The 16,568-nt window shown below is 67.0% G+C and carries 13 protein-coding genes and 1 pseudogene; 9 read left to right on the top strand and 5 right to left on the bottom strand.

The genetic code is table 11. The features are described from left to right. The first annotated feature begins 69 nt into the window (after positions 1-69). Positions 70-1,116, top strand: coding sequence for a saccharopine dehydrogenase family protein (locus tag ACR807_RS05370; RefSeq protein WP_438920078.1), 1,047 nt, complete (start codon positions 70-72; stop codon positions 1,114-1,116). A 68-nt stretch (positions 1,117-1,184) separates the two neighbouring features. Here ACR807_RS05370 and ACR807_RS05365 read toward each other — a convergent pair whose 3' ends face one another. Next, positions 1,185-1,682 carry a DinB family protein gene (locus ACR807_RS05365; RefSeq protein WP_438920077.1) on the bottom strand — a complete coding sequence of 166 codons (498 nt, stop codon included), beginning with the start codon at positions 1,680-1,682 and terminating at the stop codon, positions 1,185-1,187. Positions 1,683-2,081: 399 nt separating this feature from the next. Here ACR807_RS05365 and ACR807_RS05360 point away from each other — a divergent pair, with 399 nt between their 5' ends. Next, positions 2,082-2,870, top strand: a complete 789-nt coding sequence (locus ACR807_RS05360; RefSeq protein WP_438920076.1) for a transposase — start codon at positions 2,082-2,084, stop codon at positions 2,868-2,870. Further along, positions 2,818-3,783 (top strand): transposase, encoded by a 966-nt coding sequence (locus tag ACR807_RS05355; protein WP_438920075.1) that lies wholly within the window; start codon positions 2,818-2,820, stop codon positions 3,781-3,783. Before ACR807_RS05360 ends, ACR807_RS05355 begins: the two co-directional genes overlap by 53 nt. 84 nt (positions 3,784-3,867) lie before the next feature. On the opposite strand, the gene ACR807_RS05350 is transcribed toward ACR807_RS05355, so the two are convergent. Continuing rightward, positions 3,868-7,398 carry an NACHT and WD40 repeat domain-containing protein gene (locus ACR807_RS05350; RefSeq protein ID WP_438920074.1) on the bottom strand — a complete coding sequence of 1,177 codons (3,531 nt, stop codon included), beginning with the start codon at positions 7,396-7,398 and terminating at the stop codon, positions 3,868-3,870. Continuing rightward, entirely contained in the window at positions 7,395-7,886 is a 492-nt protein-coding gene (locus ACR807_RS05345) for a TIR domain-containing protein (RefSeq protein WP_438920073.1), read from the bottom strand. Before ACR807_RS05345 ends, ACR807_RS05350 begins: the two co-directional genes overlap by 4 nt. Before the next feature lie 576 nt (positions 7,887-8,462). Here ACR807_RS05345 and ACR807_RS05340 point away from each other — a divergent pair. The 3 genes and pseudogenes from ACR807_RS05340 (at position 8,463) to ACR807_RS05330 (ending at position 9,933) form a co-directional block, all read left to right on the top strand. Next, on the top strand, positions 8,463-8,585 hold the full coding sequence (locus tag ACR807_RS05340; protein ID WP_438920072.1) for a hypothetical protein: 123 nt from the start codon (positions 8,463-8,465) through the stop codon (positions 8,583-8,585). A gap of 192 nt (positions 8,586-8,777) precedes the next feature. After that, positions 8,778-9,089, top strand: a pseudogene (locus ACR807_RS05335) (transposase); the annotation flags it as partial. After that, on the top strand, positions 9,010-9,933 hold the full coding sequence (locus tag ACR807_RS05330) for an ISAs1 family transposase (RefSeq protein ID WP_438920071.1): 924 nt from the start codon (positions 9,010-9,012) through the stop codon (positions 9,931-9,933). The pseudogene ACR807_RS05335 and the gene ACR807_RS05330, both read left to right, overlap by 80 nt. Here ACR807_RS05330 and ACR807_RS05325 read toward each other — a convergent pair. Then, the gene (locus ACR807_RS05325; RefSeq protein WP_438920070.1) at positions 9,899-10,045 is read right to left on the bottom strand and encodes a hypothetical protein; all 147 of its coding nucleotides are present in this window, start codon (positions 10,043-10,045) and stop codon (positions 9,899-9,901) included. The two genes, ACR807_RS05330 and ACR807_RS05325, sit on opposite strands and share 35 nt — an antisense overlap. Before the next feature lie 177 nt (positions 10,046-10,222). Further along, a complete protein-coding gene (locus ACR807_RS05320; RefSeq protein WP_438920069.1) occupies positions 10,223-11,413 on the bottom strand; it encodes a helix-turn-helix domain-containing protein in 1,191 nt (396 codons plus the stop codon). 310 nt (positions 11,414-11,723) lie between these two features. Here ACR807_RS05320 and ACR807_RS05315 point away from each other — a divergent pair, with 310 nt between their 5' ends. From ACR807_RS05315 to ACR807_RS05305, 3 genes are all read left to right on the top strand, one after another. Continuing rightward, positions 11,724-12,587: a helix-turn-helix domain-containing protein gene (locus tag ACR807_RS05315; protein ID WP_438920068.1), complete on the top strand. Its 864-nt coding sequence runs from the start codon at positions 11,724-11,726 to the stop codon at positions 12,585-12,587. Between the two features lie 148 nt (positions 12,588-12,735). Further along, positions 12,736-13,203, top strand: coding sequence for a helix-turn-helix domain-containing protein (locus ACR807_RS05310; protein ID WP_438920067.1), 468 nt, complete (start codon positions 12,736-12,738; stop codon positions 13,201-13,203). Between the two features lie 931 nt (positions 13,204-14,134). Beyond that, a partial coding sequence (locus tag ACR807_RS05305) for an ATP-binding protein (protein WP_438920066.1) occupies positions 14,135-16,568 on the top strand: 2,434 nt, incomplete at its 3' end.

Here is a 16,568-nt window from a genome sequence, read left to right as displayed (position 1 = left end):
CCCATAATGTACGGCCCACGTCGTTTCAGACACTCGTCCACGACCTGCCTCGCGCCCGACGATGGTCCCGTGAACGCAACCGATCGAGTCCTCGTCTACGGCGCCACCGGTCACACGGGGCGCTTCGTCGTCGACGAGCTGCTGCGGCGCGGGCTCGTCCCCGTGCTGGCGGGTCGCAGCGCCGAGCGCCTGGCCGCCGTCCCACCCCGACACGCGGCGCTGGACCGCCGGGTGGTCGGCATCGACGACCCCGACCTGCTCCGACGGGCGGTGGCCGGCACCGGCGCGGTCGTCAACTGCGCCGGGCCGTTCCTCGACACCGCGCTGCCCCTTGCCCGCGCCGCGGTCGAGGCCGGCGCCCACTACCTCGACGTCACCGCCGAGCAGCCGGTCGTGCAGGCGCTCTACCGCGACCTCGACGCCCCCGCCCGAGCCGCGGGCGTCGCGGTCGTCCCCGCCATGGCCTTCTACGGCGGCCTCGCGGACCTGTTGGTCACGGCCGCGCTCGACGGTGGCTCGCGAGCCGACGAGGTCGAGGTCGCGATCGGCCTGGACCGCTGGTGGCCGACCGCCGGCACCAGGATCACCGGCACGCGCAACACCGCGACCCGCCTGGTGATCCGCGGCGGCGCACTGACCGCGCTGGAAAGCCCGGCACCGTCCGGCACCTGGTCCTACCCGTCGCCGCTGGGCGACCAGTCGGTCGTGCAGCTGCCGTTCTCCGAGGTGATCACGATCGATCACCACCTCGACGTGGGCGAGCTGCGTTCACACCTCAACACCGCTCCGCTCGAGGATCTCCGTGACGCCGCCACGCCGGCTCCGGCCTCGACCGACGAGCAGGGGCGATCGGCGCAGCAGTTCGTCGTGGACGTCCTCGTGCGTCAGGGCGCGGACACCCGGCGGATCAGCGCGACCGGGCGCGACATCTACGCCGTCACCGTGCCGATCGTCGTCGAAGGCGCCGCCCGACTCCTCGACGGACGCCACCGGGGTCCGGGCGCCGCAGCGCCCGGCGAAGCGTTCGACGCCGCCGACGTCCTCGCCGCGCTGGAGCGGAACGCCCACGCCATCACGGTCCGGTCCGACCGGCAACCATTCGCGACAACGCGATAGTCGACCCGCGGGTGCCGCGCCCGCACCTCGGCAGTCACCCGTCCAGTGGCACGGGCGGACACGACGCGCTACTCGGCGAGGAGTTGCTCGCGGAGGATGTCCGCGTGTCCGCAGTGCTGAGCGAGTTCGCGCAGGACGTGGAGGTACACCCAGCGCAGCGGGAGCGGGCCGCGCCGGTTGCCGTGGACCGTGTCGTCGAGTCCCAAGGACGAGATCGCGCGGCGGGATGCCCCGCACGCGGCTCGGTGTGCTTGCCGGACGGTCGCGATGGTGTCCTCGTCATCGATGACGAACGACTCGTCCGGTGTCGCGGGGATGCCGATCTCGGCACGCGAGCGGCAGGTGACCGCTTCGTCGAACCAGACCTTCTCGACGAAGGTCGCATGCTTGACCAGGCCCAGGAGCGTGGTCCGGGAGGACACCAGCGATCGACGCACCTGTTCCTCGGTGAGGCCGTCCAGGCAGCGGTTGAGCGCGCCGCGGTGCTCGTCGAGGAACGCCTCGAGCTGAGCGCGAACCGGTTGATCGACAACGTCCTCGGCGGACACGGCTGGGAAGGTGGACATGTGCGCAGCATCCCAGACGGCCGTCCAGGAACAACTACGCGCTCATCGGCATGTGTGGATGGGCGCACGGTCTGGTTCCGCCCTCCGGACAGGAGTTCGTGTGCCGCCGGTCGGTGGCCGGCGCACAGCTACCGCAGGTCGACCTCGACGTCGTACTCGGCGAGCACGTCCCGGAGGTACCGCATGGTGGGTGACCGCCGGACGCGGTCGACGCCGGTCGTAGCCGCCGGCGAGGTGCTCGTGGGCGACGGCGGAGTCGTGCCACACGAGTCGGAACGGTGTCTGAGCTGGACCCTGTCGGTGATCTTGGAATGGCTGGCGTGTCGTGGAGGGTGACTGATCGGTAACAGGGAGGCTTCCGGGGGTCGGTGAAGTCGCGATGCTCCCTGAGGTGGTCGGATGTCGTTACCGGTCGGTCCCCGGTCCGTGGTGGAGGTCCCGGAGCTCACCGCGCGGATGGCGCGAGCCGGTAATCCCGTTGGTACGACGGCGATGTGGGTGCGTGACCGCCTCGACGGCCTGTGGAGGGACGAGGACTTCGCCGACTGCTACTCGCGTAACGGACGCCCTGGGCTCTCGCCCGCCCAGTTGGCCACGGTGAGCGTGCTGCAGTTCCTGCTGGGCCTGTCCGACCGCGGTGCCGCCGAGGCCGTGCGCTGCCGCATCGACTTCAAGTACGCGCTCGGCCTCGAACTCGACGACCCCGGCTTCCACCACAGCGTGCTCGGCGACTTCCGCGACCGCCTCCTGCGGGCCGGCCGGACAGACCACCTCCTCGATACCGCCCTGGCCCGTCTGAAAGACGCCGGACTGGTCCGCGAACGCACCACCCAGCGCACCGACTCCACCCACGTCCTGGCCGCGGTGCGCGACCTGACCCGCCTCGAATTGATGACGGAGGCGGTGCGTGCGGCCCTGGAGGAACTCGCCCGCGTCGCCGATCGTGCGCTGCACGGGCTGGTCGGCGGGCACTGGGGCCGCCGCTACGGCCGCCCCGTACGTTTGGGCAAGAACCCGGACCCGGTCCAAGAGCAGGATCGACGCCACCGGGGCGGACGCCCGCCACCTGCTAGAACACCTCGGCCACAACCATCCCGGCCTGCCGGACGTCTTCCAGGTCCAGGCTCTGCGGCAGGTGCTGGTCCAGAACTACCACCGGGATGCCACGGGCCGCCTGCGGTGGCGTGAGGACGAGCAGGGCAGCGGTCTGCCGCCGTCTGCGCATCGGATCGTCTCGCCTTACGACCCGACGGTGCGCTACGCGTGTCGTGGGCAGGTCACTCGCCTGCAGGGGTTCCTCGCGCACGTGACCGAGACCTGCTTCGGCGACAGCCCGAACGTGATCACCGATGTGGCCACCATGCCCGCCACCAGCTCCGACGCCTCGGTCCTGCCCGGAATCCACACCAGACTGCAACACCGCGGCCTGCGGCCCGACCGGCACCTGGTCGACGGCGGCTACACCTCCCTGGTCCACCTGGAGCGAGCCGAACGCGAACACCGGATCACCGTCATCGGACCACTCCCGGGAAACCCCACCCACCAGCACCGGAAGGGCGAAGGCTTCGCCCGCGACGACTTCAGCATCGACTTCGACCGCCGCCAGGTCACCTGCCCACAAGGCCAGATCAGCAGAGGCTGGCACGGCCCCTACCCGACATCCTCACCGACCGCGGCCCCGCTGATCGTGGCCCGCTTCACCAAGGGCCAGTGCCAACCCTGCCCGGTCCGAGCCCAGTGCACCACCTCCCATGCTTCCTCGCGCAGCGTGGGCTTCCCTCCGAAGAAGTTGCTGGAACTGCAGCTGCGCAACCGCGCCGAACGACAGGAACCGGCCTGGCACAAGCGCTACACGGTGCGTTCCGGCATCGAGGGGACCATTTTCGAGTTCACCCACGGTCATGGCATGCGCCGCTGCCGCTACCGAGGACAGAGCAAAACCCACCTACAGCACGTGCTCACCGCCATCGCGGTCAACATCGAACGCCTCAGCCGGCAACCTCCCGGAACAAGCGCGCCCCCACGACCACCGACAGCTTTCCAGGACTACCTCGATGAGCAGGACATCCCGCGCCTGCGTTCCTGGCGAGCCGCCAGCTGACACAGCAGCGACCAAGATCACCGACAGAGTCAAGCTCAGATCCAGCACGAGGTAATAATTTAGTGGAGTCCAAGTTGGAGCAGTTCACGATGACGGCAAAGGCGGCAGTTCGCCGAAGGTCTCGGCGGGAAGGCGTTCTATGTATCCATCTTGGAGCGCGCTCCACCCTAGCCATCGCCAACCCTGCTCCGTCACCCCCACGACCATGTTGGCGGAGCTGTCGTAGACGACCACCTCACCGCCAGGACATAGGACGATGGTTACGCCGGACACCGACCCCGTTATGACATCACGGACCTGGACACAACCGTTGCTGCTGCCGGTGAGGTAGCGGGTGCCGTCCGGTGACCATGCCATCGACCACACGGTGTCGGTGGTGGTGTGGTGGAGGAGTTCGCCGGTGGCGGCGTCCCATTGACGGGCGCCGTCGTCGCCGCCGGTGAGGTAGCGGGTGCCGTCCGGTGACCATGCCACCGCCTGCACGGTGTCGGTGGTGGTGTGGTGGAGGAGTTCGCCGGTGGCGGCGTCCCATTGACGGGCGCCGTCGTCGCCGCCGGTGAGGTAGCGGGTGCCGTCCGGTGACCATGCCACCGTCTGCACGAACGTGGTGGTGGTGTGGTGGAGGAGTTCGCCGGTGGCGGCGTCCCATTGACGGGCGCCGTCGTCGCCGCCGGTGAGGTAGCGGGTGCCGTCCGGTGACCATGCCACCGACCACACGGTGTCGGTGGTGGTGTGGTGGAGGAGTTCGCCGGTGGCGGCGTCCCATTGACGGGCGCCGCCGCCGCCGCCGGTGAGGTAGCGGGTGCCGTCCGGTGACCACGCTATGCACCGGGCGAATTGGCCGGAAACCGTGAAATGCCGCAGCGTGTACTCACGCGATGGAGCCGAATTCGCGGGGGCGGTGAGGAGTTCCGGTCCCGGTTGGGGTGTCGGTGTGCACAGGAGCAGTTGGGTGCGGTGGGTGTGGGCGAGGGTGAGGTCGAGGTCGTCGATGCGGCAGTGCCGCAGGATCGTGCCTGCGGCGTTGGTCGCCGTCCAGGTGGTCCTGGTGAGGTCACAGTGGTGGAATTCGGCGGTGGTGGCCTCGGCGTCGGACAGGTCGGCGTCGGTGAGGTCCGCATTGTGGAAGGTGGCGTTGCGGAGGTTGGCGCCGCGCAGTCGCGCGCCGGTCAGGCGCAGCCTGGTGTGGTCGTTGGAGCCGAAGCGCCAGCCTGGCATGGTGGCACCGGAGAGGTCGATACCGGTCAGGTCCTGCCGCGGGTAGTCGCGCTGGTGGGCGTGCAGGGCGTAGGCGAGGGCCAGTTCGGAGGCTTGCGGGTGGTGGTGGCGGCCGATGCGGTGCAGAGCGTCCAGTGCGGCCTTGCGCGCCGGGGCGGAAGCGCCGGCGAGCGACTGTCCCAGAAAGTCCAGTGTCTCGGTGCTAGGGATCTGCATGCTCAGGGCTTCGGCGAGGTGCTCGGTCCGGTCGTGTGCGGAGGTGTCGGTGAGGATGCGGTGGAGGTGGCGGGCGAGGAAGTACTCGAATAGGGAGCGGTGGGCGAAGCGGTAGGTGTCGCCGTCGCGGCTGAGGAACGTGGCGGTGCGGAAGTCGGCGGTCCACAGGTCGGGCAGGCGTTCGCGGTAGTGCCGGGTAAGGTCGGGACGCCGATCGAGCAGGTCCAGCAGCCAGTCGTCGACCTGCTGCGGGGTCCAGGAGTTCTGACGGGATCGCCACAGCCCGGCGGCGATCTCCTCCATGAGCAGTCGTTTATGGTCGGGGGTGAGAGTGTGTTTCCCCTCGTCGCGGGTGATCCAGCGGTCGACAACCTCGGCGTAGATGTCGACCGAGCGCAGGGCGCGGCCTTCGAGCTTGGCGGTCTCGATGAACTCGACCATGTCGGCGATCATGCGCAGGGTGACCGGGCGGCGGGCCAGGTCGGTCAAGTCGTGGACGGCGGCGATGGTGTCCAGGAACCTGTCGACGGCGTCGGGGTCGCGGTCGAGGTTGCCCAGCAGGTAGTCGCGGATCTGCTCGTGGCCGAAGGGAAGCATGAGCAACGCCAGGTAGTCACTGCCGCGCAGGCCCTCGCGGTCCAGTCCGGTGAAGTAGGCGGCTTCGTCACGGATGTCGCGGAAGTACTGGGTGCGACAGGTCAGCAGCATCCGCGTGGAGGTGGGACCGGTCAGGGCGCGCCAGAGTTGGCGGGTGAACAGGCTGCGGTCGCGGGGATCGAGGTTGACCAGGACTTCGTCCAGGCCGTCGAAGACGATCACGGTGTCGCCGTGATCAAGGCGAGCACGGACGGTGGCGGCGTGCAGGCGGTCGCGGGGCACGTCGGACGGGCGACGGGCGTCGAGCATGCCGTCGAGGATGTGATCCAGCGTCATCGCGCCAGCGGGCAGTGTGGACAGCCGCAGGTCGCGCAGGTCGAACAGGATCGGCACCGGCCGGGTGGGATCCTGGTTGTGCAACTGCATCAGGCGTTGGGCGAACAGTTTGGCGGTGGTCGTCTTGCCCATGCCGACATCGCCGAGCAACGCGCACAACCGCGCCGCACCGGGGGCGGTGTCGGTGGCCCATTCCACCAGTCGTTCCACGGCCTGCAGCGGCGGCCCGGCGGAGACATCGCCGTGCCACAGCCGGGATTCCGTCAAGGCCGTCTCCGCCAGCCTGGAGGGCACGAGATGGTCGATGTCGAAGCGCAGTTGGCTCTCGGCCCAGGCGAGGAACGGAGCCTTGTCCTCCGGAGCGGGGGTAGTGGCGAGGGCAAGGCGCGGTGTGGGGAGCAGGGCGGTGCGGATGGCCGCGATCACCTCGTTGACGTACTCGGCTCGCCGCGCGGTGCTGGTCAACTCGACCCAAGGACTGCTACGGCGCACGATCTGATGGCTGTGCAGCGGGGCGAGGTTGACCGGGCCGTCGGGAAGCCGGCTGAACGCGACCGGCACAACCGGGCAGGACCCCGGGCCGGTCACCCGCTGCCGCTCGCGGCCGGAGCTGAGTAAAGCCGGGCTGATCAGAGCGACCCGCACGTCGGCCTGCTCGCACAGTCGGTCACGTGCCTGCTCGGTGTCCTCGCCGATGCCGACCGTCCGGGAGTCCTCGACCTCCCACACCTGCCCCGCCAGGGTGGCCAGCGACTCCTGCAACTGCTGGATCAGCGCCGATGCCCGGCGTGCGGTATTGCCGCTGGTGGGGTGGAACCCGACGTAGACACGCAGGCGGCGGGAGTCGCCGATCTCGGCGACTTCGGGTAGGACCGGGCGGGTGATGCCGGTGCGGCCGGAGGTCTCGTTCGTGTAGGACGCCAGGACGCGGCCGACCGGGTCCCCGGTGAACCAGCCGTGACGCCGGTCGGGTTTGACTTTGCGCTTGTCCAGTTCCAGGACCAGGTCCACGCCGGCATCGCGGGCGCGGGCGTTGACCTTGTCCCGGAAGTCCTGGAACGCGTCCTGCGCGCGGGTGTCGTCCCCGGTGAACTCGGCCGCCTCCAGCGCCGCGCGCAACACGAACCGGCCCTGCCCGTCGACCAGGTCGCCGATTGCTGCGACGCGGGCGTGCTGCATGGAGGTCAGGACCCCGGTCAGGGCACGGAGGCGGTCGGCGATCTGCTCGCGGTCAAGCCTGCTGCTCACAGCGTCCGGTATCCGTTCAGGTTCAGCGCACGCCGGCGGATGGAGGCGGCAAGGTCGATACCGAAGCGCTTGCGCCGGGGACCTGTGGTCTCGGTGAAGGCTCGCCCCTCCAGTGAGAACATCTGCAGCTCCGCCAGACCGCCGAAGTCGACCTCCGAGCCGAACGGCGGCAACGGGGTGAGTCGAACCGGCAACGCGCCCCGGTCCGCGTCCGGCCCGGCGAACCGCGGCAGCTCGTGCTTACGGATGAACGAGCTGACCAGATAGTCGGTGGAGACCAGCAGTAGCCCGAAGTCGGCCTCGTCCATGCGGTCGAAGATCGCCGGAGCGAACTGCTCACCACAGGTCAAATGGCTGTCCTCCCACCATTGCACCCGCAGGTCCGTGAACAGCTCCAACGCGGGCAGCAACTCAGCCAGCAGCGCCGCTTTGGCCTTGGCGTCGCGGTGACACCAGCTCAGAAAGACCCGGACCGTGGTGACCGCCATCCCGCCCCCTGGAGTTCCCGGATGCGCTCCGGATCGGCAGACCCTAGCAGGGGTGGTACTCCAGCAGCATCGGTGACATCCGCGTGCCGCGTTTACCGGTAGTTACAAGTTGTCTGTTGACAGGGTGGTGTAAGTGTGATAACCCGGTGAAGGTGGGGATTCGCTCCTGTACGAGGTGCATGACGCCGCACGTCGTCCGTGTCCGCGGCTCCGGGGCCAGTGAAGGGTTACGCGGCCCGTTTCGACGATCTGTTTGGCACGCTGGCCCAGCGCGATGGCTTTCGGAACACCTGGTAGGGGCAGCGCCTGTTGGCTCCGCAGGATCGGGGTAAGTGCCCGCTTCCGAGCTTGAGCGAATGAGGCCCTTGGTGCGCAGACGAGGGAACTCCTGTAGATCGGACGTTGTCGAAGCGCCGCTCTGCCGGGAGTTCCGTTGTCATCCGGTGGGGCCACCGCAGGTGCCCCGTGCTGCCGCTTGGCCGCCTCCCACCGGCCCACCGCACGCACGGCCCGGTATCCGACCGATGTCACCGATGCCCAGTGAGCCGAGCTGGACCCGCTGCGGCCCGATCCGGCGTGCCTGGCGGTCGGGGCGCGCGGTGGGAGAAGTACTGCCACTGCCTGATCGCGGACGCGATCGGCTACATGGTCGACAACGGCATCAAGTGGCGGGCGCTGCCGGCGGACTTCCCACCGTGACCAACGGTCTATAAGCGTTTCGCCGCATGGGAGAAGGTGGGTGCGTCGCAGCGGCTGCTCGACGCGTTGCGCGACCGTGTCCGCCTGGCGGAGGGCCGGGTGGCGGCTCCGTCGGCGGCAGTCATGGACTCGCAGTCGGTGCGCGCGGCCGAGACCGTCAATCGGGCCACGCGTGGCTGAGACGGCGGGAAGAAGGTCCAGGGCCGCAAGCGGCACATCGTCGTGGACACCCTGGGTTTGCCGGTGGCCGTGTTGGTCACGCCCGCCTCGACGCAGGACCGGGGCGCCGCCCGCAGCCCGCTGCGCCGAACGCGCGACACCGCCGGGAAACATGCCTTCGCGGAGGCGATGGCGGCGGGTGAGATCGCGTCGGTGATCATGGAGTTGCGACGCTTCACGACTCCGAGGAAGACCCCACCCGCCGATGGCATCATCTCTCATCACCGCACTGACCCTCACGACACCCTCCCCCGACGGCTCACCGGCGCCTGTCACCGATGGTGAGCACGGTGATCTGCGGGACGCCCTGGCGAAGATCTCGGACCCGCGTGACCCACGCGGGATCCGTTACCCGTTGTCGGCACTGCTCACGATCGCGGTCTGCGCGGTCCTGGCCGGGGCGTCGTCATTCGCGGCCATCACCGACTGGCTGCAGGATCTCGACCATCACGCCCGCGACCGGCTCGGTTTCGATCGCATCCCCTGCGCCACAACGATGTGGAGGTTGCTAACCCGCCTCGACGCCGATCTGTTGGCCACCGTCCTCGCCGGTTGGCTCACCACCCGCGCCCGGCGATCACCACCGGTCCGACAACGCCCATACCGCCACGTCATCGCCGTGGACGGCAAGACCCTGCGCGGCGCCCGCCTCGACGACGGCCGACAGGTCCACCTGCTCTCCGCGCTGGACACCGACATCGGCATCGTCCTGGCCCAGGTCACCGTGGACGCGAAAACGAACGAGATCCCCGCGTTCACACCGCTTCTCGACGCCGTCCACAAGGTCGTGGGCTCCCTGAAGGGCATGGTGTTCGTCGCCGACGCCCTGCACACCCAAGTCGACCATGTCCGGCAGGTCGCCGCCCGCGGAGCCCACCTGATGACCGCGGTCAAAGGCAACCAACCGACGCTGCTCACCCAACTCAAATCCCTGCCTTGGCCCAAAATCCCCGTCGGGGGCCGCACTCGCGACCGTGGTCACGGACGCCGCGAGACCCGCACCGTCAAAGCCGTCACCCCGCACGCCGAGCAGGCCGTCCGAATCACCCGCAGCCGCACCACCAGCGCAAAGACCCGCCACGAAACGGTCTACTTCACCGTGTCCCTACCACGTACACGTCCACGATGATCCGGCCTTCCCGCCCGGCTACGACGTCCAACATGGCGTCCAGCTCGGCCGGGGTGCGCACGACCGTGGGGTCGTCGTGGTCCACGTCGTACCAGGCTTCTAGCTCCACCACGGCTGTGCTCTTCCTGTGTAGCGAATGCGGGTACGCGCCCTATTGGTGTTGATCCCGTGCACGGTCAGTGTGGACACAGCGTGACAAACTTGGCCACTTGCCCAGGTGTAGGGAACGTGGACAATTGGAGAGACGACTTGCACCCATGCCTAGGGCGGTCAAGTGACAACTAGCTGGCTATTTCAATCCCGCCCATGCGCCCAGTCGTGCTACCGGATCACTGCGACGTCGGGTGCGAGCCAATGCGCGAATCAGTTCGTGCACTTGAGGATGATAGCGTGCCTGTTGAGGTGAAATCTGCCGAGCCAATTGAAGCTCTCGGATTACGTTTTCATGGTCACCTTGCATGAAGTATGCACGAGCAAGGTCAATATGATAGTGGCCGATCCTGGAGGGGTACAGCTTGCCTGTCAAGTTGAGGCCAGCGCCACGCTTTAGAGCCACTGAGGGTTCTGATGATTCCACCGCTGCCGCAACAGCGTGAATTTCGACATTGGCCGCAGAAAATGCAGTGTCAAACTGATCACCAGTAGTGTCGACGTGTCGAGCCAAGTCTCGCGCTTCCTGCAAGTGTGCATCTGACAGAGTCGATTTATCAAGGCGAGCAGCGATGATCGAGCCAGCGAGGTGTGCGGCACCTAGAACTTCGATTTTGCGCGCGTCTTTTTCATCTGCTAGGTCGGCTTCGACCCTGTCAAGCATCAGTTGGCTTGCGCGGTAGCTTCCGCTGAACATTAGAGCTTGGGATCGACTGTAGTGACCCATTGCTGCCCACAGTGGATCACCACTCTTATTTGCCGTCATAGACATTCGCTCGGCCGCCCAAGCGCTCAGTGAGAGATGGCCGAACTTGTATGAGGCAAACATTGCCGAGTAGTACGCTTGAGCAAGAAGACGGTTAGCCAATTCAAGCTGATCGGATGCTGCGGTGATAGAGTGAACGCTAAGGTGGCGAATCAGGTCAGGCAAGACTTCAAGAATATCTGAGTAACGACTGACTCGCCCTCCGGTGATGACTCGCTTTAACGTAAGGGAGAGGCTGGGTAGCGAATGCAGTGGTCCGTCAAGGAGGGTGTTATTGCCTTCGATGATTGCGCGTTCCAAGTCTGGAACGAACCTTCTCTCCAGCCCGTAACTGCCCTGGAGTGAGTCAAAGTTACGAGAATCGGTGAGGTCGGTAACAAGAAGGCCGAGGGCGCGTGCAACGGATGCGATAAACATTGGAGAGGCTGGCATTGCGCCTCTTTCGACCTTCTTGATTAGCGATAGCGACACATTCGCTCGTGTGGCCAGTTGAACTTGAGTCAGGCCCGCAATTTTCCGCGCTTCAATAACCCGTGCAGCTACGCCATTATCCTCGAAATTCATGTGTCGCCACCTCCCTGTGTAGCCACAACCATACCCCTGCATGTGTCCCTCTCATGTCCCTTTGATGTCCCTTGGGGCCCTCGATCGCTCCTAAAGTGCTGGTCACGTACTGCAATCCTGCGGCTACGGACCGGGCCACAACGGTCGTCAAACCTGACGCGGCCAGCGGGACCCGGTGTCGGTAGCCAGCTCGGGTGGTCCCACGCCGCGCGCTGTCTCGTGTGGGCCTCGCTTCCTCCCCACAGGGCTGAGCTGGCTACCGGCGTCCACGGACCACAGCACCGCCTATGCGACGAGAGGGTCAGTCACGGTGACGATCACGTTCCCGAAATCCCGCGCGAATGCATTCACGGGTGGACCGGGTCTTCTGCGACACTGCCCCTGCGGAACCCGGCTGGCAAGGGACAACCGAAGCGAGCAATGTTCCGCTTGCGCGAAGAAGGACCGTTTTTCCCGACCAGTGCCGCCTGTGCCTCCGGAATTCTGGGACGACGAACATATCGGACCGGCTCTTGAATCCCGTCAGATGGGCGCGGTGATTCGCGCGTTCCGGACCCATCCGTTCCATCGTCGCGACATTATTCAGGAACAGATGGCGAGGTGGCTGAACATATCGCCGTCACGACTGAGTCGTATCGAGAACGGTGAGAGTGTTTTCGATCTCGGAAAACTCGCCAGATGGTCCAGGATGCTCGGAATCCCTCAGGGGCATCTCTGGTTCCACGTTAACGACGAGTCCCGCGAGAGTGCAGGTCGCGCCCAGGCGGAAAGTCGAGCAGTTGAGTGTAAGGGTGCCGAAAAGTCGCAGCTTGCCGTGGCTCGCAAGATTGCTGGACATACCCAGGAAACGTTGGCGGAGGCTGTAGGGGTGTCTCCGCGTACTGTGAGGTCCTGGGAATCGGGGGAGAACCGGCCGATATTTTGTGGTACGCATGTGAGGTTGGTCGAAGCATTGGGGATCACCGTCACCCAACTGTCGGTGCTGCTGGGTGAGTTCCAACAGAACCTGTGGAGCGAACACGGTGGCTCAACGGCGGGGTCGGTTTCCGGGGTAGACTTCATTACGGCCTTGACCGCCATCTTCGAGCAGTCTGGCGCATTCCCCGTCATCAATATCCACGTGACAGTGACAGTGGAAGTCGAGTCCGGGATGTCGCCGAAAGTGAACAGGTAATGTACCCATGGCGAACGTAGAAGTCCGGTCAAACCGGGCGTCACGGACTTGCCGGGGTGGATGCGGCACCAACCTGAGTCGCTACAACCAGCAGGACATATGTGCCTCGTGCGCCCGATCGTCCGGTAACCACGCATCGCACGGCGAAATGGGAGTCGATCTCCTGTCCATCGGGGAGAACATCGTCCGCTTCCGCCGGAAAGCGGGAATGACCCAACAACAACTTTCCGACCGTTCGGGAATCAGTCTGAACCTGGTCCGCAGCCTCGAACAGAACTCCCGAACATCGGCACGCGTATCCTCGCTGTTCGCCCTGGCGACGGCACTGCACGTGCCTCTGGCGGCGCTGCTCGACCCGGCCCATACACCTGGGGTTCTTCTCCGAAGGGCACGGATGCGGCGTGGCATGTCGCAGGAGATGCTGGCGGCACGGGCCGGATTCAACGTGGCCTACATCTCCAGGATCGAAACGGGTCAACGTTCCCTCGACCGCCTACCGACCTTGATGGCGCTCGCCACCGCGTTGAACGTGCCCCCGATCGAGTTGGTACCATGGTTGGCCGAAAGCGTCCCCGCCCAGACCTGCCGATGCCGCCCGGACCCGCCCACGGATTAGACCGCCCGCCGCCACCGACTGCCCCCGGCCTGGTTCGCCGCAGTAGGGCCGGAGGGCGGCGGGTACGTCACCCGGTCCACGTGCCGCACATGATCGCAGACCTACCCGCCGGGCCCGCGTTCCCCGGTGCTGGTGATCCCACGACCTACGGGAACGATCACCCGAATGGTCTGCGGAGCAGGCAGCGGGGGCGTTGCCAACTTGACGTCCGGAACCACCCGGCCCCAAGCGGCCAGGTGGGACAGGCAACGACCACCGCGTGATCCCACGCGGAGCACCAACCGGCCGTTACCCGCCACACCAGGCCACACCTGGCCGCTACAGACCACGCTGACCAGCGTTTTCGCTGGTGGGACCACCAGGGGCCCATAGGTTGGACTTCGTGTTCATGCAAAGCGTGGGGCAGGTGCGGTCGGTTCCAGACGAGGGTGCGGTCGAACAGGTCGCGTCGGCAGGTGTCGATCCGACGTTCCCTGTAGGCCATCGGAGCCTGTCGGGTGGCTGCTGGCTCGGAGAGACTGCGTCGGCGGTCGCCGGCTCCTCACAGGGGACGCGTGGCCTTGGAGTTGCACGGCGGAGATCTGCCGGAGGATGCACGACGCGCCTTGACCACGACCCGGATGGGGCAGGCCGGTGCAATGCCACCTGTCACCGTGGCGGATGTGGAGTCGGGGCGATTCGAGGTCGAGCCCGGGTGAGGAGTCGGCCATGGGCACATGTGGCGACCGTCACTGACCAGAGGTTCGCTCGTATTCCGTGCGGGACCGCAGATTTGCGGTGTACGGTCACGTGGGCACGGTGAGTGATCATATCTTGTCTGTATGGAGTTCTGCCTGGTAGAGGCTGTACAGCAGGTGGTTCGACGCCGGGCCTATGGAACCTGGTCGGCGCTGTCGGGGCGCCGACTGCACAACTGTCGGGGGCAACGAACGTGGTGACAGGCGCCGGTGGGATCGAGGCGACAGGGGCGGAATCGGATCAGGAGCAGGTGCTTTCCGAACTTGCGATCGGTGCCGCATTGGCGGACATGACCACCTTCATCGGGCGTGGCGCTCTGCTCGGGGCGACGACCGAGTTGCTCCGCACGATGCGCCTGGTGACGCTGACCGGTGCGGGCGGTGTGGGCAAGACGCGGCTGCTGGAACGCCTCGCCGCTGATCTGGCCGAGGATTTCGACGAGGTGGTGCTTGTTCGGCTGGCGGGGTTGAAGGCCACGGAGGATCGGCTGGCGTCGACGATCGCCGAGGCGCTGGGCCTGCCGAACAACTCTCCCGCCCCGGCGGCGGCGAGGCTGATCGAGGCCCTGTCGACGAAGGGGAGGGTGGTGCTCGCGCTCGACAACTGCGAGCACCTGGTGGGCACCGACCCGGGATCGGGGCAGGTGCCGCGACTGCTGCGTCAACTGCTGGCGGCCTTGCCGCGGCTCCAGGTGGTGGCCACGAGCAGGGAGAACCTCGGTGTCCAGGGCGAGTACATCGTGGCCGTGCCGCCGCTGTCGGTGGCGAGCAACGACTCGGCCTGCGTCGGGGAATGTTCCTGCTGCGTGCCCGAGGCAGTCCAGCTGCTGATCGATCGTGCCCAGGCGGTCGGGGTGGAGATTCCGGCCTCGGACTACTGCGTGGCGATCGAGTTGTGCGAGGCGCTCGACGGTATCCCGCTGAACATCGAGCTGGCTGCGGTCAACCTGGAGACGATGACGCTGCACGAGATGCTGGCGCAGCGTCGGGCACTGCTGGACACGCTGGTCGGCGGGGACGCACGGCAGGAGCAGCACCGGTCCGTGCGCGCCACGCTGGACTGGTCCTACGGCTTGCTGGACGAGCCGCTGCGGCGGATGTGGGCGCTGTTGTCGGTGTTCGCCGGCGGGTTCAACCTGGACGCGGTAGCGGCGGTGTCGGAGAGCCGCGGGATCGACCGGGCCGAGGTCCGGTCGCTGCTGACCCGCCTCAAGCGCAAGTCGTTGCTGGTCGTCGACAGGAGCGGGCCGAGTACGCGGTTCCGGCTGTTGGAGACCATCCGTCTCTACGGCGAGGAGCTGGTCGAGGCGTCGGGGGAATCGATCACGCTGCGCCGTGCCCACGCGAACTACTACCTCTCCTTCGCCGAGCAGGCGGCGCAGCACTGGTTGGGGCCCGATGAGGTCGCGTGGATGCAGTGCGTCCACGCGGAGTTGCCGAACATCCTCGCGGCGCAGGAGTTCTTCCTCGCGACGGGGCACTCCACGTCGGCGCTGCGGTTGACGGTCGCCACCGGGCGCAGCAGGGCTTTGGTGTTCGCGGGCCGGATCAACGACAGCCGCGACATGATGGCCTCGGCCCTGGACGAGTCGCCCGAGACACCGACCGTGGACCGGATCAGTGGTCTGTCGTTGTCGACGTGGCTGGCGTTGATCCAGGGCAATCAGGTCGACGGGCTGACGCTGTTGGAGCAGGCCGAGGACGGTGCCCGGGCGTTGGGGTGTCAGGAGACGTTTCCTCCGGTGCTGTACGCGCGGGCGACCCGGCTGTGGCTGGTCGAGCAGGACCCGGTCCTCGCACTGGGAGCGGTGGAGGGCTACGGGAAGGCCGAGGCGGCGTTCCTGGCCGCGGGGCACGACGGCGATGCGTTCATGGCGCTCATGTTCGGCGCGATGAGTGCGGTGTTCTTCGCGGACCGCGACACGGCGTTCACGTGGTGCCGACGCCTGCTGGCCTCCGCGGAGAAGGCCGGAGCCGAGTGGTCGATCTCCTGGGCACTGTGGACCCTGTCGCTGGCCGAACTGCTGCACGGCGATCCCGGTAAGGCCTTGACGCTGGCGCAGCGCACACTGCGCATCCAGCACGCGATCAAGGACACGTGGGGGCCGGCGTGGACGAAGTGGCTGCTGTTCCTGATCGCGGTCGAACTCGGAGACCACGAGCGGGGCGCGCAGCTGATGGGTGCCGCGAACGCCGCCCGCAAGCTCACCAACGCGTCGGTCCTCGGGCTGCTGCCGTTTCTGCGGGTGCAGCAGAAAGCGGAAGGCAAGGCCCGCAGCGAGTTCGGTGACGAGGAGTTCGACATCAGCGTTGCGCTGGGGGAGCGCTTGGCCACCGACGGGGTGATGGCACTGGCGCTCGACCTGCGTGGGCGGCCGATCGTGAACGTCCGCCGCCCGGCGGAGTTGTCCAGGAGGGAATTCGTCGTCGCGTCGTTGGTGGCCCGGGACATGAGCAACCGGGAGATCGGCGAGGCCGAAGGGCTGTCCCACCGCACGGTGGAGGTCCACGTCTCGAACATCATCCGCAAGCTCGTCGCCGAGTACCCCGACCGCGAGGTCAGGCGCCGCCAGCATGTCCGGGACTGGTTTTTGAGCCTGTCGCCGGACGACGTCGCCGCCGGCCTGG

The organism is Saccharothrix sabaoui, from assembly GCF_051756985.1.
Taxonomy (GTDB): Bacteria; Actinomycetota; Actinomycetes; order Mycobacteriales; family Pseudonocardiaceae; genus Actinosynnema.
This window is presented reverse-complemented; position numbering and strand designations above follow the sequence as displayed.

Coding starts and splice junctions, on each gene's coding strand:
- ACR807_RS05365 (WP_438920077.1), bottom strand. CDS start 1,682: ATGTCCACCTTCCCAGCCGTGTCCGCCGAGGACGTTGTCGATCAACCG.
- ACR807_RS05360 (WP_438920076.1), top strand. CDS start 2,082: ATGTCGTTACCGGTCGGTCCCCGGTCCGTGGTGGAGGTCCCGGAGCTC.
- ACR807_RS05345 (WP_438920073.1), bottom strand. CDS start 7,886: ATGGCGGTCACCACGGTCCGGGTCTTTCTGAGCTGGTGTCACCGCGAC.
- ACR807_RS05330 (WP_438920071.1), top strand. CDS start 9,010: ATGGCATCATCTCTCATCACCGCACTGACCCTCACGACACCCTCCCCC.
- ACR807_RS05320 (WP_438920069.1), bottom strand. CDS start 11,413: ATGAATTTCGAGGATAATGGCGTAGCTGCACGGGTTATTGAAGCGCGG.
- ACR807_RS05310 (WP_438920067.1), top strand. CDS start 12,736: ATGGGAGTCGATCTCCTGTCCATCGGGGAGAACATCGTCCGCTTCCGC.